We start from the raw sequence: 24,958 nt of genomic DNA on the forward strand, positions 1-24,958 counted from the left end.
TGACCACATTCTTACTCATTAAATTGTTAAAACACATCATTCATATACCGTTTTGGTGCAGGAATGACTAATTCAAGTCGTTATATGGTTGCTAATGAAGTGATACCAAAGCATGTAATTACGCTGCTTTTTGTTACGCTATGTTTATATACTTTTACTTTCGCACAATCTCCGGTTGCTGTACCCGCCTGGGGCAACTGGACACAATGGGGAGATCAGGGCAATGGCACCTACCGCAATCCAATTTTACCTGGCGATTACAGCGATGTAGATTGCATCCGTGTTGGCGGCTACTATTATGCGGTATCCTCCACCTTTCAATATTCACCGGGGTTTGTGATCCTGAAATCGAAAGATCTGGTAAACTGGCAGATACTGGGGCATGCTGTTAAAGATATCAGTACAATTTCGCCTGCGATGAATTATACCCAGATGAACCGTTATGGGAAAGGAATCTGGGCAGGTGCCATCCGTTATCACAACAAACGTTTCTGGATTTATTTTGGCGATCCGGATGAAGGTTATTTTATGAGTTCTGCAGCTAAGCCAGAGGGCCCATGGGAACCTTTACACCGGGTATGGGCCGAAAAAGGTTGGGATGATTGCTGCCCTTTCTGGGATGAAGATGGCCAGGGTTATCTGATCGGAACCCACTTTGCTGATGGCTATAAAATTCATCTTTTTAAAATGACGGCCGATGGCAAATCATTGATCAAAGATTCAGATAAAGTAATTTACCAATCTAATGGGAGTGAAGCCAATAAGCTGTACAAAATCAACGGCTATTATTATCACCTTTTTAGTGAGGTACGCAATAACGTTCGCGTTTTAATGATGGAACGGTCTAAAAACATCTGGGGACCTTATGAAGCGCCTAGGCAGCTGAGCGAAGGGCAACCTGAGTTTAACGAACCCAATCAGGGCGGATTGGTACAAACCCAAACCGGAGGCTGGTACTTCTTAACCCATCATGGTTCGGGCGATTGGTCCGGAAGGATTCTAAGTCTGCTTCCTGTAACCTGGATGGAAGGATGGCCGGTAATCGGAAAGCCTAATGCCAATGGTATCGGAGAAATGGTATGGTCGGCGCCTATGCCGGTAAAATCAACCCGCAAAACACATCCGCAAAGTAGTGATGATTTTGATGCCAAAACCATTCAGCCACAATGGGAATGGAACTATCAGCCAAAAAAAGATCAATGGTCTTTATCCGAAAGAAAAGGCTGGTTGCGCCTGCATTCCTTTAAACCGTTAAAAGATCATATTCTTTTTGCTGGCAATACCTTAACCCAAAGGGTTTACCGCACATCTAAAAATACCGTCACCGTAAAGTTTGATTTGCGTGGAATGGCCGATGGCCAAAAAGCCGGTTTGTCGCATTTTGGTGCGCCTCAATATGCAACGCTCGGTTTCGAGTGTGCTGGTCAGGTAAAAAAGCTGGTATTCGGCACTAAAAATCAAGCTATGCCTGGCCCTGAAATTAAAGGTAATGATATCTGGTTGCGATCGGTTTGGGGCCTGGATGGTAAAAGTACATTTAGTTACAGTTCGGATGGTAAAGTATTCAAAACTTTTGGTGAGCCTTATCAACTACAGTGGGGATTTTACCGCGGCGACCGGATAGCCATTTATAATTTTAATCCTTTAGCTAAGGGAGGTTATATTGATGTAGATTATCTTCATTATGATTATGGACAATAGCAAAACGATGTATCTGGATACCCAGGCCGTATTAGGTTGGTTGGTTCGTTCTGGATCACAAAACTTGTTGCGAATTTATGTTTTAACTTTCCTGGGCTTGTTGTGGTCGCTAATGCTGAACGCACAATCCTGGACGGCAGATAATGGAAATGGTACCTATACCAATCCGCTTTTTTATGACGAGTTCTCTGATCCGGATCTGATTCGTCTAGGGGATGACTTTTACCTCACCGGTACCACCATGCACAGTGTACCGGGATTACCGGTGCTGCATTCTAAAGACCTGGTTAACTGGAAAGTGATCAGTTATGCAATGGATCGTTTTCAGCAGGGCGCAGAATTTAATCTTACAGACGGAAAAGAAGCTTACGGCCAAGGCATATGGGCACCCTGTATCCGCTACCATAAAGGTGTTTTTTATATTTTTTCCAATATAAATAAACATGGATTACAGGTTTTTACGGCTACAAATCCTGCCGGGCCATGGAAACAACACCAGCTTAAACGCCATATTTACGACCTTTCGGTCTTGTTTGAAAATGATAAAATCTATGTGGTTTATGGCGTTGGCGAAATTAAGCTAATTGAATTGAAATATGATCTCAGCGGTTTTGTGGAGGGCAGCGATCGGGTAATCATTCCGAAGGGAAATGCCATGGGCGAGGGAAACCACCTGTACAAAATCAACGGTAAATATTACATTACCAATGCCGACAATGGCCGGTTGCAGTGCGCCAGAGCTACCAATATCATTGGCCCTTATGAAACTACGGTAGTGAGTGCGAAAGAAACCATGGGGACCTCACTGGGATGGTTTACCCAAAATATGTGGTTAGATTCTGCGCTACCTGCGGCCGATGCAAAACTGAGCATGGTACAACAGAGTGATCAGCTTTTTGCTTCGGTACCCATGCATCAGGGCGGAATTGTCGATCTGCCAAATGGCGAATGGTGGGGTTTTTCGATGATGGATTTTCGTTCAGTAGGCCGTACCACCTTTCTGTCGCCTGTTACCTGGAAAGGAGGTTGGCCTTTTTATGGCATTGAAGGCAACCTGGGCAGGTCGCCACGAACCTGGTTTAAACCCAATGTAACCAAACCTGATCTTCCACAGGTACCTTACCAACGCAATGACAATTTCGACGCACCGCAGTTAGCTTCTGCCTGGCAATGGAACCACAATCCTGTTGACCGCAAATGGCAGTTGAAGGGGGGAAGCCTGCGCCTGCACACTTTACCGGCAAAAGATTTCCTTTTGGCGAGAAATACCCTGACCCAGCGGGGGGTAGGGCCAGAATCAGAGGCTACGGTAGAATTGAATGGTCAGCACTTAAAAGATGGCGATCTGGCCGGGCTGGGTTTAATGAATATTCCCTATGCCTGGATGGGGATCATCCGCGAGGGGAATAAACTTATTTTCAGGATGTTTGATCAGTATCAGCAAAAAACAATTGATAAACCATTAAAATCTCCACGTATTTATCTACGCGCCTTTGGTAATTTTGATAAAGATATTGCCCAGTTGAGTTACAGTACAGATGGCAAAACCTTCGAGAATGTAGGTGACAGCATCCGTATGCCTTATCAACTTAAAACCTTTCAAGGTACCCGGTATGCGCTTTTTGCTTACAACACCAAAGGAAAAGAGGGTGGTTATGCCGAATTTGATCATTTTAAGTTAACAGAACCTTTGGCCGACCGATCAAAAAATCTGCCGCTGGGGAAAGTGATTACACTAACCAATCTCGCTGATAGACGTCAGCTGTGGGCAAATCCACACGGCATGCTTTGCCCGGGGCGCGTTTATAATGACGACCTGGATGTCGCTTATCAATTCCGTGTGTTGGATCGTGGACAGGGGAAAGTTGCCCTTCAGGCGCTTAATGGAACCGGATTTTTGACCATTACCAGTTTAGGCTTATCAGCAGATGTCCGCTTGATGAAAGATGAAACACCGGGCAGTCTGTTCATGTGGCAGGATATGTTAAGGGGACAATGTATGTTGCTATCCTTAAAAACCAACCGCTTTGTAGGGCTAGATCCCAAAACGGGAGAATTATACGGTGCAGACTGGCCAGGTACTTCACCCAATAGAAAAGATGGCACCGTTTTCAGTTGGCAACTGGTTACAGAATAATTTAAACACCAAACGAACCTGTACAAATCATGAGAATTCCGATCAAAAAAATTATTATCATCCTTTGTAGCATATTAGCCTGGTGTGGCAACACAGTGGTATTTGCTCAAAAAAAACAGTCTTTTCCGGTTCTTTCTCCTAATGGAAAAATCAAATTGGTTTTGGATTACCAGTCACAAGGCGCGGATGATACCACCGCTTCTGCGCGGTTTCAGGTGTATTACCAAAACAATGGAAAATGGTCGGGCATTATGGCCAATAATCAATTAGGATTGTACACAGACCAGGAACAATTTAAAAACCTGACGCTGAAAATCACCGGAACAATAAAACGTATTGATACCCGCTATGAAATGGTGAGCGGAAAACGCAAACTTTGTGAAAATAATGCTAATGAGGGTACCTTTTCTTTTTCAAACGCTAATGGTAAGCTATTGAATATCGTTTTCAGGGTTTACAATGATGGTATCGCATTCAGGTATGTTTTGCCCAAATGGTCTAATCAAGCCGTTAACATTAAAGATGAATATACCACTTTTAATATTCCCGCTCAAACAGAACGTTGGGCGCAGGCTTATGATCCGGGATACGAAGACTTTTATCCTTATAGCACCAGTGGAAAAGGTGAAAAAGGGCAGGAGTGGTCATATCCGGCATTGTTTAAATCCAGGCAGGCACCGGTGTGGTACTTAATCTCTGAAGCAGGAAACAGTGCGTTTAATGCGGCCTCCAAATTGAACAATAAAGCCGATTTAAATGAATATAAAGTGAGCTATGCTGCCGGTCGAAAAGGCTTTGAGCAAAAAGGTGATGTGAGTAAGCTGCCATGGAAGTCGCAGTGGCATACTGTAATGATCGGAAGCCTGGCAACTGTGGTACAATCTACCCTGATTACTGATGTTAGTGAACCAAGTCGTATTGCACAAAAAGACTGGATCAAACCGGGAGCTGTTGCCTGGATTTACTGGGCTTACAACCACGGCTCTAAAGATTATCAAAAGGCAGTAGAATATACTGATCTGGCTAAAACCATGAACTGGCCTTACGTACTCATCGATTGGGAATGGGATACGATGGGCAATGGCGGAAAACTGGAAGATGCCGTTAACTATGCCAAATTTAAAGGGATTAAACCCATGATCTGGTACAATTCTGGTACTACAGATTGGTGTACTGCTACACCGATTGATAGAATGCGTACACGCGATAAACGCTTTAAAGAATTTGAGTGGTTAAATAAAATAGGGGTTTATGGCATCAAAGTAGATTTTTTTGCGGGTGATCAGCAAGACATGATGAAGTTGTATCTTGATATTTTGAAAGATGCCGCAGACCACCACCTGATGGTCAATTTCCACGGTGCAACCATACCACGCGGTTGGTCCAGAACCTATCCGAATCTGATGAGCGTGGAGGCAGTTTTTGGCGCTGAATGGTACAATAACGGAGATGTGATGACCAACAAAGCTGCGGTACACAACGCTACTTTGCCTTTTACCAGAAACGTAATTGGCCCGATGGATTATACGCCGGTTACTTTTTCTAACAGTCAGCATCCACATATTACATCTTACGGTCATGAACTGGCCCTTTCGGTTGTCTTTGAATCGGCTTTACAGCATTTTGCAGACCGTCCTGAAGCTTACTATGCACTGCCGGAAGCCCCGAAAAACTTTTTAAAGACCGTGCCTACCGCCTGGGATGAAACCCATTTATTAAGTGGTTTCCCCGGAAAACATGTGGTGATGGCGAGAAAACGCGGCACCAAATGGTACATCGGCGGATTAAACGGAGAGGAAGATGCCAAAGTATTGCAATTTAGTTTAGATTTTTTAAATAAGAAACAGGCAAATATCACCATTATCCAGGATGGTGAAAATGATAAATCTTTTAACACACAAACACAGTTATGGCATAAAGGACAGGTGCTTAAAATTAATTGTTTGCCACGTGGTGGTTTTGTAGCGGTGGTAGAATAAAATATTGAGCCACTATTGACAGAGTCCCTAAAAAAGTCGTCATTGCGGGAAGGAACGACGAAGCAATCTTTCAAGCTAATAATCCTGGCTATAAAGATTGCTTCGGCGGCTGAAAAAGCCACCTCACAATGACGATCCCCGTAGAGGTTTATTCCCATTAATGCTACTATCACTCATATTGGTTCGTATATAATAAATTATCCCCCGGGATAACAATTTTATGCTGATGATACAACTTTGACGGCGAACCTTTCTGAATATTTAAGAATCGAACCGCGTTTAATAAGAAACATAATTTTAATTGCTGATGATATCTCTAAAAAAAAGGTTTGTAAAAAAAATACGTTCCGGAATAATCATCTCTTCGATGGCCTGTTTATTTCAGTCGCAATATATCCGCGCACAAACGACCTATCATGCGCCAGGCGTATCTGTATTTCAGGCTAATGATGTTCGATTAGACCCTTCATGGATAAAAAGCCGTGAAGAACTGAATACCCGCTATCTTTTAACGCTTGATGCCGATCGCCTTTTGCATAATTTTAAAATCAATGCGGGGCTAACTTCACAGTCAAAGCCTTTAGGTGGATGGGAGGCACCAGACATCGGTCTTCGCGGGCATTTTACCGGCCATTACCTTTCTGCAGTTGCACTTTTGGTAGAACAGCATAAAAACCCTTTATTGCGCCAAAGACTAATTTATATAGTTGATGAATTATATAAATGCCAGCAGGCTTTAGGTAAAGGTTACCTGAGTGCTTTTCCGGAACGTGACTTTGATACCCTCGAAAAAACATTTGGTAATGTATGGGCTCCGTATTATACCTACCATAAAATTATGCAGGGGCTTTTAGATGTTTACACGCACACCGGAAACGAAAAGGCTTACGATATGGTTAATCAAATGGCCAGTTATGTGCAAAATCGAATGGCACGGCTGGATCAACAAAGCATTGAAAAGATCTTATACACGGTTGGTGCTAATCCGGCCAATGAAGTAGGTCCGATGAATGAGGTGATGTATAACCTGTATCACGTCTCTCATAAGCCTGAACACCTCGTACTGGCAAAACTATTTGATAGGGACTGGTTTTTCCGTCCGCTGGCCGAAAATCAGGATATCCTTTCGGGGCTGCACTCCAATACCCATCTCGTTCTGGTAAACGGTTTTGCACAGCGTGCGTTTACTACGGGCGAAAGTGTGTATCTGGATGCGGCGAAAAACTTCTGGAATATGCTGATGCACCATCATGCCTATGCCAATGGCTCTAGCAGCGGTCCGCGGCCAAATGTAACCAGCCCAACATCACTTACGGCAGAACATTGGGGCGTTCCAGATCATTTAAGCAATACCATGACTAAAGAGATTGCAGAATCATGTGTATCGCATAATAGTCAAAAACTAACCAGTTACCTGTTTTGCCAGGATCAGCAACCTGCTTACGCCGAAACTTATATGAATACGTTTTATAATGCCGTAATGGCCCTGCAAAATGGAAATACAGGCGCGGTAGTGTACCACTTGCCGCTTGGTTCGCCAAGAGAAAAGAAATTTTTAAAAGATGACGACTTCAGGTGCTGTAACGGAACTTCCATTGAAGCTTTTGCATCGCTAAATAAGGGAATTTATTATCATGATGCTGCTGCAGTATGGATCAACTTATACGTGCCTTCTACTTTAAATTGGAAGGAGCATAAATTTATACTTCAGCAGGAAGGTAACTTCCCTGCCGATTCTACGGTTACATTCACCATTAAATCTGCTAAAGCCAAGGCCTTAAAATTAAATTTTCTTATCCCGGGCTGGGCTGAAGGAACAGCGGTTTATATCAATGGAAAACTTGAAGCTGACAGCCCAAGTGCGGGTACTTATTTATCCATAAACCGCAACTGGAAAGCTGGCGACCAAATTAAGCTGGTTTTTCACTACCGTTTTTACCTTAAAACCATGCCTGATGATGAAAATGTATTTGCTATATTTTATGGACCAACACTTTTGGCAGCAGAAACGGATACAGAATTTATTTTAAAAGGAACTAAGCAGGAAATCCTAAAAAATTTGATCCCTGAGGGGAGTGATGTTTTTAAACTTCGTAACGCTGATAACACCTTTACTTTGCGCCCACTTTATGAGATCAGTAACCAGACATATGGAGTATACGCAACTTTAAGGAATTATTGATGTGAATGTCTAAATTTAATCTGGTCGTTTCACCAGGCCTAAAGCAAATTTAGCATATCATTGATATGTAATTCTGGGCTGTGGAAAATATAAAATGAATCCTGTTTCAAACCTATAGATATGAAGTTTTTAGCATAAACCCGGTTTTCTTCTGCCATTACTATACTTTTGCCGAAATAATGGCGCTGTATGTTGGTTTTTGATGTTTTATAAGTTAATTTGCTTAAACTTTCCCTAAGGTTATGAATAGCTATGAATCTTTTTCGGATACCCAGCTAATTTCCCATTTGCAGCATGGCGATCAAGGTGCATTTACGGAAATATACCGCAGGTTTTGGGATAAAGTATTTGCGGTAGCCTATCATCGCCTGGCTAATCAGGCCGAGGCCGAAGAAGTGGTACAGGAAGTATTTTTAAGTCTCTGGAAACGGCGTGCCAATCTGCAGATCAGGTATAGCCTGCATACTTATTTAAGTACAGCCACTAAATACCAGGTCATTAACAAGCAAAGCAGGGGATATTTTAATGAGGGCAGAAAAAATTCACTTGATGAAATTGCAGAGCAGGGTGTAGATACTACGGAATTATGGTTTTCAGAAAGGGAACTCAGGAAGGAATTGGATAGGCACATTAATGAGCTCCCACTCAAATGCCGTTTAATTTTTAAAATGAGCAGGGAAGACTATAAGTCTAACGCCGCAATAGCTGAAGAATTAAATGTATCTGAAAAAACTGTCGAAGCCAACATCACCAGGGCACTAAAAATTTTAAGGGGTAAATTAGGTGCCGGGCTGCCCTTTATTTTGTATCTGCTATCAAAATAAAATTTATTTTAAATTTAATGTAGGGTTAGGCCTTGTTGATGTGACTATATGTTAAATCAACAAACCATTGGATCAACGCGACAAAAACTACTCCATACCAGAAATTGCCTTTAAGTGGCAACAAGGAACTGCTACGCCTGAAGAAAAAGCCTTCTACGAGCAATGGTATGCTTCATTTAATGATGAAGAACTCGATCTTCGGGAAACCAGCTACACCGGATTTGATGAGCTGGAAAAAAGTATTTATTCCAAAATAGGTATTGGGATTAAAGAAGAAATAAAACCTTTAAAATCTAAATTTTTCCCCATCTGGTTTACAAGTGCGGCAGCCATACTGGTCTTCGCTTTTGGCTTTCTGGCTTACCAATCGGGTTGGCTGAGCTTTCTCAGATCTGCTGATCCAGCCAATATGGAGATTGTACCCGGAACAAATACAGCTACGTTAAAATTGTCAAGCGGTAAAATTTTGCAGTTAAGCAGCAGTAAGCTCGGTTTAAAAATTGATTCCGCTGATCTGGAATATATGGATGGAAGTGGAATTGTTTTAGATAAAACGAGTGCTGTGACCAAAGCGATGGAGATTAAAACACCAAATGGCGGTACTTATCAGGTAGAACTGCCAGATGGTACAAAAGTTTGGCTTAATGCTTCAAGTAGTGTTGTGCTGCCTGCAAACTTCTCATCCAGCTTTGAGCGGCATTTAAAGTTACAGGGCGAGGCTTATTTTGAAGTGGCAAAAGTAAAGACCTCTGTTAATGGTGTTCAAAAAAGAAAGCCTTTTGTCATTACGGTTAACGATAAAGCGATCGAGGTATTGGGTACACATTTTAACGTCAGGGCCTACAGTAGCGAACCATCACTTAAAACAACATTGCTGGAGGGCAGCGTAAAAGTGGTAGATGGTAATACTGCTAAAAAAATAGTTCCCGGCGAGCAGGCAACTGTTATTAATGGACTTATTCATATCAATAAAGTGGATGTTGAAGAGGCCATTGCCTGGAAGAACGGAAATTTTCAGTTTAGCAATGAGGGGATTGAACGGATTATGCAGGATATTGCCCGCTGGTATAATATAGAAGTAGTTTATGATGGGCCGGTTACTAAGGAAAATTTCGGCGGGGCCATTTCCAGAAATAAACCCTTGCAGGATGTGCTTTCATCACTGGAAGAAACAGGCGGAGTACGTTTTAAAATAGAAGGAAGGAGGGTAATTGTAATGCCATAAAATTTTACATCGCTACGTTCTAAATAAGAACCGGAGGTGAGATGAAGCACCCCCGGCAGTAAATTTGGAGCGGTATAATGAAGAATATATTCAACTAAACCAAACAACCAAACAAACCAGGATACCATTGCGCCCGCATGTGGTATTCCATTCAAATGTATGAAAAAATCCATTTCATTGTACGATAGGCCATGCGCCTGTCGAACTGGGCTAAATATGGGCTTTATAGCAAAGGTAGTCGTACTTTTGTTTACCATTTTTGTCTTTCAGTTGCGTATCAGTAAAGCGCAAACAGTAACTATTTCAAAAAATAATGCCAAAATTGTCGATGTTTTCAAAGAAATCAGAAAACAGACGGGATACGATTTCGTATATACTTCAAGTCATATCAGCGAAACGACACCGGTAACCATAAATGTAAAAAATGCTTCTCTCGAAATTGCATTGGCAGCGTGTTTTAAAGACCAGCCGCTAAGTTATTCCATTAAGAATAAAACGATTGTTATTAAATCCAAACCTATGCAGGAAGTAGGGCCTTCAATAACGAAACCAGGCGGTAAATACCTTTTGGTTACGGGAAGGGTTACCGATATCGGAAATCGATCACTTCCTGGGGTTACTGTATTTTCAAAAGAGTTAAATGTAAAAACTGCAACGGATAAAGAGGGTAGGTATAGAATTGATGTAATCAGTCAGGAACCAGCCACTTTGATCTTCTCATTTGTCGGTATGGAAAGTAAACAGGTAGCTGTAAACAACCGATCTGTAATAGACGTAACGCTTTCCATGGCGGCTAAAGAAATGGAAGAAATGGTAGTTACCGGATATCAGACCCTGAAAAAATCGGATGTAGTAGGGTCTACAGCTTCCATAAACGCTAAAGATTTATATTTAAACGGTGTAAATACTATTGAACAGGCCTTGCAGGGTAAGCTAGCCGGTTTGGTAGTAACCAACACCAGTGGCCTTATCGGGACCAAACAGACCGTACGTGTTCGTGGAACTTCTACCTTATCAGGTTCTCAGGAGCCAATATGGGTAGTTGATGGAGTAATTCAGGAAGAACCACTTCCATTTAAGGCGCAAAGTCTTAACAGTAATGGCGAGATCAATTCTGATAACATTGATTTTATCAGAAACTTCGTTGGTAATTCAATCCGCTGGTTAAATCCGATGGATATTGAAGACGTTACCGTATTAAAAGATGCTTCTGCCACCGCAATATATGGTATCAGGGCAGGAAATGGGGTAATTGTAATTACGACTAAAAAGGGAAGGGTAGGGCCGCCTGTAATTAATTACTCAACAAACTTTAGTACAACTGAAAAAGTAACCGCAGACAAGTTAAACTTGATGAATTCAAAAGAGCGGGTAGCAGTATCAAGAGAAATCTTTACCAATGGTTTAACCGCTACTTACGTGAACAGTACAGTAGGTTATGCGGGTGCCTTGAACGATTATTTATTTAAAAAATCGATATCTGCCGATGAGTTTAATGCGAGGGTGAGAGATATGGAAACAGTCAACACCGATTGGTTTGATTTACTTTATCGGGTGCCATTTAGTAACGCTCATAATTTCGGTATTTCAGGTGGCAGCCAAAATACGCGCTATTACTCCTCTTTTGGATATAACAGTTCGTCTGGAACAGCCAGGGGGAATGATGCTACCGCAATAACCGGAAAAATTTCGTTAAGTACTAAGCTTTCAGACAGAATAACAATTGATGCTAGCCTTTCAACATCAAAAAATCAGGCAAATGGCTTTTACCAGATAGACCCATATAGCTATGCAAAGGGTACAAACAGAGCAATAAGAGCTGAAAATCAAGATGGAAGCTTGGTGTTTTATCCGAATGCTTCTGGTTATGCCTATAATATTCTTAATGAAAGAGACCAGACAGGTAATACTAATAAGGTATTAACGGTTAATTCATTTGTTAATGCTAATTATAAGATCATTGAGGGGCTTAATTTTCAGTCTCTGTACAGCTACAGTTCTAGCTCTACCGTTGGCGAATCTTATGCCACAGAGCAAACAGAATATGTAGCCCGTACCTATAGAAATAATAACTACGGGACTTTTAAACCGACTGATGCCGGCTACAGGCAGAGTAAGTTACCGGTAGGAGGTGAATATAGTATTGACCAGGCAACCAATACCGTATGGAATTGGAGAAATAGCATATCATACAGTAGGGTATTTAACCGAAAACATGTGGTTAACTTCATGTTTGGCCACGAGTTGAGCAGCACAAAATACCTGGGCTATACCAATACTACTTTAGGATATCTCAGAGATCGTGGAAAATCATTTGCAACTATACCAACAACCTTTTCCGTTGGTACAATTGTTACAAACAACGATTTCCTGACCAAATTTTCTCCGAAAATAACAGACCGGCTGTTGAATACCATGGGCCTTTACCTCACTTCGAGTTATACTTTTGATGGCCGTTATGTGGTAAATGCCAGTGTAAGGAATGATCGTTCAAACCGTTTCGGACAGTTTGCCGGAGAAAAATTTAATCCGGTTTGGGCTGGAGGAGTGAGATGGAACATAGCCAATGAAAAATGGTTTAACAAATCATATTGGCTATCCAACCTGAGCGTTAGTGGTACCTTTGGCTATCAAAGAAACATCGCTGCAAATGTAAGCCCTGATTTAATTATTAAAACACCTACAGGATCAACAGCTAGTGGGACCGATACCTTTACAGGTGAAAGTTTACTTACCATTAGTTCCTTACCGTATGGAGACTTGCGATGGGAACAAAATGCAAGCATGAATTTAGGGCTTAATTTTAGCCTTTTTAACAATAAGATATCAGGTTCATTCGAATATTATAACAAACGTGGGCGCGAATTGATTACCAGTTTGAGTGTACCTTTAGAATACGGTGTTGCCAATACGCTTGTTAATGGTGGAGCAATCAATAATAAAGGCTATGAAGTGGCGGCCAGCTTCGTTCCGGTACGTACTAAAAATTTCAGCTGGAATGTAACACTGAACACTTCAAAAAATATGAACAGTGTTGTAAAAGTAAGCCCTCAGCTGGTGAGCTGGAGAACAGCGGTTACCGGAACACTAACGGCTCTTGATAGGCCTGTATCTGGATTTTACGCATTTAAATATACCGGTATAGATCCATCAAATGGCTATCCAACTTTCGATCTTTCTCTAAAGCCAAATGCTGATCCTCAGGATCCAACGTCTTATATGGAGTATGTAGGTAAGCTGGATCCTGATTTTACATCTGGTTTAGGGATGAATTTTCGATATAAAACGTTAACATTAAGTTCGAGCTTTTACCTGCAGGTTGGAGGCAAGAAGTTTCTGTCTCCGCTATATACACTCGTAAATAATCTGCCAACAGAATATCAGAACTTATCCCGTCAGCTGTTAGATCGCTGGTCTACATCTAATCCAAATGGTAGCGTACCACGGTTACCGGATAGTTCAGTTCCTTCAGTAATGTTGCCAGGAAAAACAGCTAATTCCGGAGGAACGGCTCCAACACCATTTGAAATGTACAATTATAGTACTGCCCGGGTAGTTAGTGCCACTGCATTACGTTGCAATAATATCAATTTGAGTTATACGCTTCCCGCTTCTGTAGTGCAACGGTTAAAAACCAAGAACATTAATATCGGTGCGGGTATATCTAATGTTTTTGCCATTAATAGTAAAGATTTCAATGGCCTTGATGCAGAGGTGGCTATCGGACAACAACCCAGAACCAGAACATTTACTTTTAATTTGAACTTAAGTTTATAGCATGTATATGAAAAAGTTGATGATATATTTCCTGATATTGTTGTGTGCAGTATTCGGTTCATGTAAAAAATTTCTAACAGAGTATAGTCAGGATGAGATGCGTCCGAGTACAACTAATGATCTTGCAGCACTAATGTACAGCGATGCATACCCGTACAGCACAAGATTGGATAATCTGGATCTGCTAACCGATGATGTACAAAGTAATGGACTGGCCACTACAAATGGTATACCTGTTGCCAATTATGTAACGCCATTTAACAATGGCATTGCAATGTTCACCTTTAGTCCGGCTATGTTTGATGCTGGCAGTATCATACCTGGTGGGGCAAACTTGTATGAGAACTGTTATAGTAAAATTAAAGGATGTAATGTTGTGCTTGATCAGTTGGCAAATGTTTCTGGTACGGAGCAAGCAAAGAATTTAATTAAAGGACAGTGTTTGTTTCTAAGATCTTATTACCTTTTTAAATTGGTTACCACCTACAGCTTACCCTATAGCGGCAATGGTGTCAATCCAGAAACTGCATTGGGTGTTCCACTGATTTTAAACAGTCAGATAAGGGATGGCGGACTTACGCGGCCAACACTAAAACAAACCTATGATCAGATTGAAAAAGATTTGCTGGAAGCTGCTGATCTTTTAAAAAACAATGCCATAGCCACCACCCCATATAGAATTATGGCGCCAGCAGCAAATGCTTTTTTATCAAGGTTTTATCTGTTAAAAGGTAGAAATGAAGACCTGGATCAGGTGATTCGTTATGCAGAGTTGGTATTGGCAGAAAAGAGTACGCTAACACCGCTAACATCATTCTTCACGGCAAACAATGCGATTTCAGGTACAGGTATTTTCGATCCGGGAAATGTGGAAGTTTTATGGGTACACGGTGGGAATTCCAGATTGGATGGAACGTATTTTCCAACTATAACTGGAGGATCTGCAACTCCATATAGCGCATCACAGTCTTTAATTTCACTTTATGAACAGGGACCGAACAGCTCCAATTATGGAGATTTACGCTATCAGATGTATTTTACGAAGAATGGTTCCGCACCGTACGCATCGGCTAAATCTTCTGCAAATTCGGTTGGTGGAAGTACCGGCTTCCGGGTGTCTGAAGTATACCTCAACCGGGCAGAAGCTTTAATCAGGCGATTCATATTAACTGGGAATGATGCCGATCGGCTCAAAGCGCTTGCCGATCTTAACTACTTAAGAAGTAATCGCTACGATACCAGAAATACGGCGTATGTTCCCGTATCAATCACCGACGCACAAGCGCTTTTGACTTTTTATCAGCAGGAGCGTAGGAGGGAGATGGCTTTAGAGAGTAATTGCAGATGGCAGGATATCAGAAGATGGGCCATTCCGGTAACGCATAGCTTCACAGGTGCCGATGGCGTATCTACTGTTTATACACTATCTGCAAACAGTTTGCTTTATGCACTTCCGATTCCATTTAACGCCTTAAATAATAATCCGGACCTTTCTCAAAATCCTAAATAGCACTCATTAAGAAAATAGAAGAATGATGAAAAAGAATTTTTTGATCTTATTTGCCCTGATGCTGGCAACTCTGATCACCTCTTGTAAAAAAGAAAATGAGCAACTTGCTCCATCTGGTATAGATGACACCTATAAAGTTCCTCAGGGTAATAATGCATTTGATCAGACCATATCAGATTATTACAATAACTACGGAACTTATATGCTATATAAGTTTTCTGAAAAAGATGTGTATTGGACGCCAACCGGCTGGAAAAAACCGGTATCAACTAACGGAGTATGGTCTGCTGGTGCAGAAGTGGATGCATCTGATCCGGCATATATCGCATCTCAACTCGCGCTGATTAAAAGCAAGTGGTTTGGCTTTTATTCAGATAAATTTCTAAAACAGTATCTCCCGGTTAAGATCATGCTTTGTAAAAAAGTCGATTCTGTTTCTACCACTTATGTTTTTACGCCGACTTTCATGGCTACCAAAGGAACAAAAAAAATAGCGGCGTTTTATAATTATGACAACATTCAGGTGAATTATGGTGACGCAACGGTAAATTCCATGACTGCTGCTGAACAACGGGCTTTTATTTACAAGGTTAACCTAATCTTTATGCAAAGCATTTTTGCCAGGGGATTATCTGCACCAACTTCAGATTTTGCCAGTAGTGCCGATTACATGAGCAATGTAACTACACTTGCACAAGCCTATACCAGGGGGATAATTATGGGTACCTCAAATATTTCGGCTCAGCTGGATTGGAACGCCTATATCACTGCAATGGTTAGCTACTCTACCCCCCAGTTAAATGCTTCGGTGGCCAATACAGATAGTACGCCCGCTGGAATGCTAAATGCTACTAAAGATACTGCAGGCCAGATAAAAAGACGATATAACATCGTGAGAAACTATTTTATCAATGAATATGGTGTCGATCTTCAGACGATCGGTAATGCAACAAGGGGCCTTTAAGCTAACCTAATATAAATTAAGCATTGCCTGCTCAACCTAAAACAGGCAGTGCTTTTAACAAAAGTGAATGAAACTACTAAAAAAATTGTTGCTAATCGGACAGCTCTTTGTAAGTGCATCGATAATAGCACAGACAATGCCAGAGCTTCCGTCAATCCAAAAGTTTGTCAAATCCAATGCATCTAAATATACCGGTGTATTTAACGTGTACCTGCAAGATGACAAATATTACCTGGAAGTTCCGGATTCTCTGCTTAACAGAGATATCCTGGCCATGATTGTTATTAATAAAGGCTCTGCGCAGGTATCGCGAGATCCCTCAAAGCGCTTTGGCTTTGCCGGCGACGTTGTACATGAAGCGGTTTTCAAATTTAACAAAGGATTTAGAGAAACCCTGAACATGGAGCAAGCACAGTTCTATATTGAGCCAACAAAGCAGAGTGCCTATGAAGCTAGCTTGAAAAACAAGGTGGCGTCAATTATCGTAGCTTTTAATCCAGTGGCGAAGGATGTCAAAGCTGTACTGATCGATATTACAAATACACTGAATAGTGATATGCCATTCTTATCGCTCAGCGGTGCAAAAGATGAATTATCATTAGGGCCATACCAAAGTAACCTATCTCGTCCTATAGGCGTAGCTGGTTTTGCTAACAGTTTAGTTTTTCGTTCTGTTAGGGCGTATGGTGCTGGTGCGGTGACGCCTAAACCAAATGCAATGGGCTCCCCGGAACAAGGTTCAGATCAAGGTAACACCCAACAAATGACCGGACCTACATTCTGGGAAGTAGGAGCCAGTTGGTATTTGCTGCCGGCAAAGCCTATGCGGTTACGTTTTGCAGATAAGCGTGTTGGTTATTTTGCACGTGCTATCAGAGATTATGCACAAAATCCTAATAATATTGAGGACAGAAATTATGCTACGCGATGGAAAATTGAGCCGAAGCCACAAGATATCGATAAATTTAATCGGGGTGAACTGGTAGAGCCGGCATCTCCAATCGTTTATTATATTGATAAAAATACCCCAGCTTATTTACGCCCCTATTTTATTGCAGGGGTAAATGCCTGGCAGAAAACTTTTGAACGGATAGGTTTTAAAAATGCCATTGTGGCTAAAATGGAGCCAACTGCGGAAGAAAATCCCGATTTTTCTATAGATAACCCTGCCTATTCGGTCATTTCTTATAAACCCTCTACTACAGCTAATGCTTACGGACCGATGGTGATTGATCCACGTTCTGGACAGATTCTCAGCTCACATGTGGCCGTTTTTCATAATATAACCGATTTATTGCAACGATGGTACTTCGTTAATTGTGCAGCAAATGATCCTGCAGCCCGAAAACTACCGCTGTCAGAAGAGATTATGGGCAGAATGGCACAAATGGTAATTACCCATGAAGTGGGGCATACACTTGGCCTTCGACATGACTTTGCAGGTAGCCACAGCTATGATGTAGACAGTGTGCGTAAACGTTCATTCGTTGCTAAAAATGGTTTTGGTGCGTCGATTATGGATTACCTAAGGTTTAACTATGTAGCGCAGCCAGAAGATGGTTTCAAAGCAGAAGAACTATTGCCAAAGATTGGCGTTTATGACGATTTTGCTATTGAGTGGGGCTATAAAATTTTTCCTAAACATCAAAATGCAGAACAGGATGCAGAAGTACTGAAACGTTGGGTGAGCAAAATGCGTAAAGATCCCCGATTCCTATACTTCCCGGAAGGAGACTTTTTTGATCCAAGAATTCAATCTGAAGACATGGGCAGCAACGCGATGAAAGCGGGAACCTTAGCCATCAAGAACTTAAAGGTAATGATGCAAAACTTAGCGGTATGGCTTGAAGATAATGATGACGACAATTATACCATGATGAAGCGCATGCACAGCGCCGTAGCCAGTAGATATAATGAATATTTAGCTCATGTACTAAAAAATATTGGTGGAAGATATGCTGATAATGCACTAACAGAAGAGGGAAGATCAAATTATGTTCCTGTAAGCAGAGATTTACAGAAAGAAGCAATGGCCTTTATTAACGATTATTATTTCAATGAGCCTCAATGGCTTTTCCCGAAAGAAATCACAGATAAAACGAGGTTTATTTTTTCGGGCGAAGTAGCAGCAGATTACGGGGCTTTTATGGGCAGGGTTTTTTACAAATTTTCGGCCATCGGCAGAAACCAACGTATGGTAGGAGAACAACGCTATACTGTTGCAGAATTTTTCGATGACATGTATACAGGTCTTTTTTCAAATTTAAATAGTTCTGAAGCTATTTCTGCATACCGAAGGATGTTACAACAACGCTATGTGAGCCTGCTTTTAACGGCGGTTTATAACCCGGCAAGTTATGAAAATGATGTAGCGGTTTTGATTAAGCAACAAATTGATAAAGTTGCAGCAGCTTGTGAGATATCCCTTAAAGTTAAAACAGATAAAAACTCCAGAGAACACCTCAATGCTATTGCAGACATGATCTCACAATGGAAGGGAAAAAAATAACAGAATAATCTTCGGTCATTATCAGTAAAATGATCAATACCGTCAGTTGATAAGAAGATGAGCAGTAAGTTATAGTGATTTAACTTAGTGAGATTAGACATTAAACGAAGAGCCTTGGCGGCTTTAAAGCCTAAACTAAAAAAGAAATAGATGAAAAAAATATTCGCAATAGTCGTATGGGGTTGGCTTTTTAGTATACAGCTGATTGCTCAAACCAATAAACCAGGCAGCCCGTTAAGCTTTGATAAATTCTTTAAACAAAACATGAAAGTTATTCCGGGATCCTTCCCAATTTATCAGCTTGACGATAAGTACTATCTACAAATTAACACGCAGCAATTTAATAAAGATATCCTAGTAGTGGGCGACATCCGATATGGTGGGGCAAACCTTGCCAAATCATCAGGAATACTGCAGTTTAGCAAGGGCAATGCCGATAATTTATTTGTAACTAAAAGCGATTATAGTGAACAAGCAGTGGCTAACGAATCTATGGCGAATCTATTAACTGGTTCTACCTTACAGCCAATTAGCTCTACATTTAAAATAGAAGCACTAGGCAAAGACTCCGGATCTTACATCATTGATATTACGAGGCAGTTGATTGAGGGCGGAGAGCTGTTTTCGTTTAAAAATTATAATTTAATCGCTAATCCAGATCCTTCAAGATCGGCCGTAGAAGAAGTAGTGCCCATTAGTAAAGGTGTACTGTTTAACGTTTACAGGTCTCAAAACGCATCTTCCAGAGATTACAATGGCAAGCCTATTGATCAGGCTTTTACCTTTCAGATCTCTTTGGTATTTCAAGAGCTTTCGGCGCAGAATATGCCTATCCGCATCAGCGACCGTAGAATTGGGTTCAGCACCAAATCTTTTACCGATTTTGGATTAACCGGTTATGCGGCTAAAAAGGTGAACATCATTAGAAAATGGAATGTTCAAGTTGCTGCTGGTGACTTAGCTAAGTATCAGTCTAGTCGGTTGGTGGCACCCGAAAGACCTATAATCGTTTATATCCACCCATCTGTTCCTAAGTTTTTGATCAATTCATTTAAGGAAGGTGCATTGGCTTGGAATAAATGCTTCGAAACCGCCGGATTCAAAGAGGTCATCAAAGTCGTACTTCCGGAGCAGGCCAGGCAGCAGGTAATGGAAGAAGGAACCATCATGATCGCCTGGGGTGGCGTTGCTGCTAAGCCAGAGGTAGAAACGGTCGAAGATCCACGCACCGGTGAGATTAAAACGGCAAAGATTACTTTTTCTGACCGGGTAGTTGACAACTTACTACAAAAATATTTTGTACAATGTGGTAAATATGATCTACGTATACAAAAAGATGCCAATTCATCAGCAGTAAGGGCTGATATCCTAAAATTTAAGCTGGGTCAGGCGATGGCCGAGGCACTAGGTATGTTGCCTAATTACGCAGGTAGCACTGCTTATAACATAGCGCAGATCAGTAGTCCAGAATGGGTGTTGACCCATGGTTTCACTTCTTCAATCACTGATGAATTGAACTTTAATTTCTTGATGGTGCCTACAAAGGGTTTTAACAGTAAGTTGTTTATCCCCGGTATTGGCGCTTACGATCATTTTGCGATCAACTGGGCCTATAGACAATTCCCTGATGCACCGATCAAACCTAATTTTCTAAAAGACGGCAAGATTGACCTTGCGCTCTTTTACACTGCAGAAGATAAAAGCAACCCCCTTGCACAGGCTGAAGACCTATCTTCTCAAAATATCGAGGCTGCACAAAAAGGCATTGCTAAACTGATGGCTTTTTATCCTGAATTAGATGGTATCGCTGCAAAGATGAATGATGATACACCAGATACCTATATGTTATTGGCTGCAAATTTTATTATGGCATACGATCAATATGTGACCAGTGTGTTGCCTAATATTGGCGGTAGAGAACGTTATACCGTAATGAAGGGGTATAATGATGTGCCTATCCGTTATGTGTCCAAAGCAAGGCAGCAGGCCACGTTTGAGTTTTTATATCAAAACGTATTGAAAGCAGTACCCAGTTGGACCCGGAACGACAGAGCACAGTTTACCGATGGTTCCAACACAGAAACTTTAGTGACAAAAACTGCAGTTAAAGTAGTTAATTACTTAACCAATGTCGATTTAATTAAAAATTTAATTGAAGCAGAAAATTCTGGGCAAAAAGGCATTTTCGGAACGAAGGATCTCTTTGATAATATAGACCGTTATCTATTCATGAATTTCGATTCGAAAATAGCATTAAGTAGCTATCAGCGTAATATACAGGCCACATTCATCAGAAGCTTACTGGCATTGAACGGAAAAAATAAAGTAAGTGCCGGACTTAATGAAGTTAGCGTGGTATTGAATAGTTATATGGCTTCATTAAGCAAACACATCGACGCTATTGCCAAATCTCATACCAACCAATTAAGCAAAGATCATTTTCAATTGATGAAGATGTTAATGGATAACGACCTAAACGCAAAATAATGAAAAATTTAATTATAGGTTTATTACTGCTTTCATTAAGCATAACAACGAAAGCTCAAACTAAAAAAATCATTTTCGAACATTTAACCTTTCAGGAAGCTTTGGCTAAAGCTAAAGTTGAAAACAAATTGGTTTTTGTAGATTGTTTTACCACCTGGTGCATTCCTTGCAAACACATGGAAGCCGATGTGTTTACACAAGATAGTGTTGCTGATTTTTACAATAAAAATTTCATCAACATTAAAGTTGATATGGAAAAAGCGGAAGGCCCTGCACTAAAAAAAATGTTTACGATAGAAGCCTATCCGTCCTATCTGGTATTAGATGTGGAAGGAAAAATCAAAAACAAATTTGTGGGCGGCATGCCGGCGAAAGATTTTATAGCTAACGCCAGAAAAGGACTGGGAACAAGTGAAGAGGCAAGGTTAAATGCAATGTATGAAAGTGGAGATCGTTCGCCCGAATTTATGAGAAATTACATCAGGCATAAGATTAAAGTGATGGAAATTTCGAAGGCCAAACAGCTGAATGCCGAATTCATGGCCACACTCATGCCCGAACAAAAAGCCAGTCCGGAGAATTGGTTCTTATTCGGACAAAATAGATATACCATGTATCTCTCTGATTTATTTAGTCCTAATTTTAAATACCTGGCGGATAACTGGAAAGATTTTGCCGCAAAGAATACCAAAGATACGGTAGATAAAAAGCTGTCATCAGTTTACAGGCAGATCGTTTCCTGGACACTTAATGGATTTTATGTAAAGGTGAAACCTTATGATAAAGCAACATACGAAGTGTACAAATCGCAGCTTAAAAAAATGGAGATGCCAGATAAAAAGCAATTGTTAGTGATGATGGACATTGCTATGGCAGCAGGAGAGAAAGACATTAATAAGGTTACAGATTTATTTATCAAACACCTCGCTTCTTTCTCTGAAGATAACCGTCATATCCTTTTCGATTATTATACTTTCGCCAGAACAATCAAGGGTTACGATTTTCCAGAAATTGAAGTACTTTCTGACGAAATCTCGAAAAGTTCAAGCAATCCTTACTTAGTTAAACAGTTTCAGTCTTTAAAAGAAAGATATGCGCCTAAAGCAAATTAGTTTATGGTGTGCTTGCTTGTTTTGCTGTGCAGCGGCTTTTGCACAGCAAGCCAACTATAAAGCTGCGCAAAAATTTGATGCCCCCAATCTGGCTAAGCTTATTGGCACAACCAAGGTGATTCCTTTTTTTATTAAAAACAGTAATTATTTTTGGTTTATAGCTGATGAACCCGGTTCAACTACAGCACAGATAAGTTTTTCAGGCGATTCAGTTATAACCGCCAGCAAGAAAAGCACGCATTACATCGTGAATATGTTAACGGGTAAAAAACAAGCACTTTTTGATAAATCTGAAATTATCAGGCAGTTGAAAGTACTTAGCAAGGAAGCGGTTGACGAGAAGAAAATCTTGTATTGGGCCGATTTTTCAGACAATGGAAAAAGCGTGTTGGTAAAATACGGTACAAAAACTTACAATTATAACTATGAAACGAAGGAGCTTACTTTACAGTTAGTTAAAAGTACGGTAAAAAAAACAGTTGGTTTTGGTGTTTCTGCTGATGGTAACTGGGAACTTTACGCCAGAGCGCATAACCTGTACATCGCCCCAACTGTAAATAAGCAAAAAGAACGTCAGTTAAGCTTTGATGCAGAACCTAATTTTTCATTTTGTGTAGATGAAAAAGGTGCATACACTACAGATAAAGCTTACCCTTCTAATGCAAAATGGTTAGGCACTAAATATTTTTATGCATTACGGGTAGATACCAGGAAAGTAGCTACCCTGTCTGTAATCAGTTCGGCGGTAACGCCAAGACCGCGGGTATCTACCTATAAATATGAATTACCGGGCGATAAGGACGTAGCACAATATGAACTTTATATTGGCAATGCCGAGAGCGGTTCTTTCAAAAAGGTAGACCTCAAACGCTGGCCTGATCAGCAGGTGGAAACTTTAGAGGCTCAGGGAAATACGAAAGAGATTTACGTAATCAGGCGTAAGCGCAGCAGGGATGAAATGGAACTTTGTGCAGTAGACCTGGCTACGGGGAATGTTCGTTCCATTATACAGGAAACCAGCAAACCCTTTATTAACGAAGATTTTTTCAATGTTTCATTTATAAAAGGAGGAAAGGAAATTATCTGGTGGAGCGACAGAGCAGGTTGGGGCCAATACTACCGTTACAACAGTGAGGGCCATTTACTCAACCGCATTACCAAAGGCAATTTTACGGCCGGAAAAATTTCTGCCATCGATACCGCTAAGGGAGATATTTATCTATATGGTTATGGTAAGGAACGAAATATTGATCCTTACTATGCTATGCTATATAAAGTGGCTTTAAGTGGCAAAAATGAACGTTTGCTAACACCTGAAAATGCCACCCACCAGGTATATATTTCGCCAGATAGAAAATATTTTGTCGATAATTATTCTCGTATAGACATGGCTCCCGTAACTACATTGCGTAAAATTGACGGGAAACAGATAGCCGAAGTATTAAAGCCAAATGTAAGCAATCTATATGCTTATGGATGGAAAAATGCAGAGCCCTTTACCGTAAAAGCTAAAGATGGCATAACCGACCTGTATGGATTGATCTGGAAACCTTTTGATTTTGATCCGGCTAAAAAATATCCGGTTATCTCGCAGGTTTATCCAGGTCCTCAGATAGAAACCGTTTGGAACGATTTTACCGTACTCGATAAATATAATAATGCCGCTTTGGCACAAATGGGATTTATCGTGATGGCGGTTGGCCATAGGGGAGGATCGCCCATACGCAATGCCGAATATTACAAATTTGGCTATGGTAACCTTCGTGATAGCGGAATAGACGATGATAAGTATGCAATTGAGCAGCTGGCAAAGCGGTTTTCCTATATCGACCTGAACAAGGTAGGCATTTTTGGCCATTCGGGTGGGGGCATGATGACGGTGGCCGCCATGTGTAAATATCCTGACTTTTATAAAGTAGGCGTAGCCTCATCAGGAAACCACGATAATAGAATATACAACCGCACCTGGGGCGAAACTTACCAGGGGCTGGAAAAGAAAATGCCGATCAATGAAGATCTGGCCAAAAATCTGAAAGGCCATTTAATGCTGGTCACCGGCGAAGTGGACGAAAATGTAAATCCTGCCAATACTTACCGGATGGTCGATGCGCTCATCAAGGCCGATAAAGATTTTGATTTAATGGTGCTGCCCGGACAGGATCACCACTATGAAGGCGCTGCGAAGTTTTATTTCGAAAAACGAATGCGGGCTTATTTCGCAAAATATTTTATTGAACAAAACATTTCTGCAGATAGAAAATAGATATAGCAATAGATTGCTAATTTTTAGTTAATGATGAGCGGAGCTGGTTGGATAACCGCTCCGTTTTTTATTTAAAATACTCCACACCTATTTTGATCGTTAATATTACTTTTTGGTAGGTTAAACAAATAGCTTATATCAGCTTTTGATTAAGAGACCGTCACCCTGAACCGAGCCTTTGCGAGCTCACCGAAGGTAATTCATATCAGTGTCTTTCCAGCTAAAAAGATGAGCCTGTCTCAAAATAACAGATTAAATAATAGCAGGAGAATTAAATTTGGGTATGTC

The 24,958-nt window shown here is 40.9% G+C and carries 13 protein-coding genes; all 13 read left to right on the forward strand.

Features of this window, described 5'->3' with window-relative positions; translation table 11 throughout:
- Positions 1–63 precede the first annotated feature (63 nt).
- The 13 genes from ACIQXP_RS04715 to ACIQXP_RS04775 all read left to right on the forward strand — a co-directional run bounded on the left by ACIQXP_RS04715 (position 64) and on the right by ACIQXP_RS04775 (position 24,670).
- On the forward strand, positions 64–1,701 hold the full coding sequence (locus tag ACIQXP_RS04715; protein WP_387504665.1) for a glycoside hydrolase family 43 protein: 1,638 nt from the start codon (positions 64–66) through the stop codon (positions 1,699–1,701).
- Positions 1,691–3,838, forward strand: a complete 2,148-nt coding sequence (locus ACIQXP_RS04720; RefSeq protein WP_387504666.1) for a glycoside hydrolase family 43 protein — start codon at positions 1,691–1,693, stop codon at positions 3,836–3,838. Before ACIQXP_RS04715 ends, ACIQXP_RS04720 begins: the two co-directional genes overlap by 11 nt.
- A 29-nt stretch (positions 3,839–3,867) precedes the next feature.
- Complete coding sequence (locus tag ACIQXP_RS04725) at positions 3,868–5,817, forward strand: glycoside hydrolase family 97 protein (RefSeq protein ID WP_387504667.1); 1,950 nt, start codon at positions 3,868–3,870, stop codon at positions 5,815–5,817.
- Positions 5,818–6,184: 367 nt separating this feature from the next.
- On the forward strand, positions 6,185–7,999 hold the full coding sequence (locus ACIQXP_RS04730; RefSeq protein WP_387504668.1) for a beta-L-arabinofuranosidase domain-containing protein: 1,815 nt from the start codon (positions 6,185–6,187) through the stop codon (positions 7,997–7,999).
- 242 nt (positions 8,000–8,241) lie between these two features.
- On the forward strand, positions 8,242–8,823 hold the full coding sequence (locus ACIQXP_RS04735) for an RNA polymerase sigma factor (protein ID WP_387504669.1): 582 nt from the start codon (positions 8,242–8,244) through the stop codon (positions 8,821–8,823).
- 67 nt (positions 8,824–8,890) lie between these two features.
- The gene (locus ACIQXP_RS04740; protein ID WP_387504670.1) at positions 8,891–10,048 is read left to right on the forward strand and encodes a FecR family protein; all 1,158 of its coding nucleotides are present in this window, start codon (positions 8,891–8,893) and stop codon (positions 10,046–10,048) included.
- A 216-nt stretch (positions 10,049–10,264) separates the two neighbouring features.
- On the forward strand, positions 10,265–13,825 hold the full coding sequence (locus tag ACIQXP_RS04745) for a SusC/RagA family TonB-linked outer membrane protein (RefSeq protein WP_387504671.1): 3,561 nt from the start codon (positions 10,265–10,267) through the stop codon (positions 13,823–13,825).
- A 7-nt stretch (positions 13,826–13,832) separates the two neighbouring features.
- Positions 13,833–15,335, forward strand: coding sequence for a RagB/SusD family nutrient uptake outer membrane protein (locus ACIQXP_RS04750; RefSeq protein WP_387504672.1), 1,503 nt, complete (start codon positions 13,833–13,835; stop codon positions 15,333–15,335).
- Between the two features lie 22 nt (positions 15,336–15,357).
- Positions 15,358–16,299 (forward strand): putative zinc-binding metallopeptidase, encoded by a 942-nt coding sequence (locus ACIQXP_RS04755; RefSeq protein ID WP_387504673.1) that lies wholly within the window; start codon positions 15,358–15,360, stop codon positions 16,297–16,299.
- A 67-nt stretch (positions 16,300–16,366) separates the two neighbouring features.
- Positions 16,367–18,808 (forward strand): zinc-dependent metalloprotease, encoded by a 2,442-nt coding sequence (locus ACIQXP_RS04760; protein ID WP_387504674.1) that lies wholly within the window; start codon positions 16,367–16,369, stop codon positions 18,806–18,808.
- A gap of 150 nt (positions 18,809–18,958) precedes the next feature.
- On the forward strand, positions 18,959–21,295 hold the full coding sequence (locus tag ACIQXP_RS04765; RefSeq protein ID WP_387504675.1) for a DUF5117 and DUF5118 domain-containing protein: 2,337 nt from the start codon (positions 18,959–18,961) through the stop codon (positions 21,293–21,295).
- Positions 21,295–22,407 carry a thioredoxin family protein gene (locus ACIQXP_RS04770; RefSeq protein ID WP_387504676.1) on the forward strand — a complete coding sequence of 371 codons (1,113 nt, stop codon included), beginning with the start codon at positions 21,295–21,297 and terminating at the stop codon, positions 22,405–22,407. The genes ACIQXP_RS04765 and ACIQXP_RS04770 overlap by 1 nt, the downstream gene beginning before the upstream one ends.
- Complete coding sequence (locus ACIQXP_RS04775; protein WP_387504677.1) at positions 22,388–24,670, forward strand: S9 family peptidase; 2,283 nt, start codon at positions 22,388–22,390, stop codon at positions 24,668–24,670. Before ACIQXP_RS04770 ends, ACIQXP_RS04775 begins: the two co-directional genes overlap by 20 nt.
- Positions 24,671–24,958 lie beyond the last annotated feature (288 nt).

Source organism: Pedobacter suwonensis (assembly GCF_044762335.1).
In the GTDB taxonomy this organism is placed as follows: Bacteria; Bacteroidota; Bacteroidia; order Sphingobacteriales; family Sphingobacteriaceae; genus Pedobacter.

Excerpts from the sequence above, each read along its gene's own strand:
- ACIQXP_RS04715 (WP_387504665.1), top strand. The coding sequence starts at position 64 with ATGACTAATTCAAGTCGTTATATGGTTGCTAATGAAGTGATACCAAAG.
- ACIQXP_RS04720 (WP_387504666.1), top strand. The coding sequence starts at position 1,691 with ATGGACAATAGCAAAACGATGTATCTGGATACCCAGGCCGTATTAGGT.
- ACIQXP_RS04725 (WP_387504667.1), top strand. The coding sequence starts at position 3,868 with ATGAGAATTCCGATCAAAAAAATTATTATCATCCTTTGTAGCATATTA.
- ACIQXP_RS04730 (WP_387504668.1), top strand. The coding sequence starts at position 6,185 with ATGGCCTGTTTATTTCAGTCGCAATATATCCGCGCACAAACGACCTAT.
- ACIQXP_RS04735 (WP_387504669.1), top strand. The coding sequence starts at position 8,242 with ATGAATAGCTATGAATCTTTTTCGGATACCCAGCTAATTTCCCATTTG.
- ACIQXP_RS04745 (WP_387504671.1), top strand. The coding sequence starts at position 10,265 with ATGGGCTTTATAGCAAAGGTAGTCGTACTTTTGTTTACCATTTTTGTC.
- ACIQXP_RS04750 (WP_387504672.1), top strand. The coding sequence starts at position 13,833 with ATGAAAAAGTTGATGATATATTTCCTGATATTGTTGTGTGCAGTATTC.
- ACIQXP_RS04755 (WP_387504673.1), top strand. The coding sequence starts at position 15,358 with ATGATGAAAAAGAATTTTTTGATCTTATTTGCCCTGATGCTGGCAACT.
- ACIQXP_RS04760 (WP_387504674.1), top strand. The coding sequence starts at position 16,367 with ATGAAACTACTAAAAAAATTGTTGCTAATCGGACAGCTCTTTGTAAGT.
- ACIQXP_RS04765 (WP_387504675.1), top strand. The coding sequence starts at position 18,959 with ATGAAAAAAATATTCGCAATAGTCGTATGGGGTTGGCTTTTTAGTATA.
- ACIQXP_RS04770 (WP_387504676.1), top strand. The coding sequence starts at position 21,295 with ATGAAAAATTTAATTATAGGTTTATTACTGCTTTCATTAAGCATAACA.
- ACIQXP_RS04775 (WP_387504677.1), top strand. The coding sequence starts at position 22,388 with ATGCGCCTAAAGCAAATTAGTTTATGGTGTGCTTGCTTGTTTTGCTGT.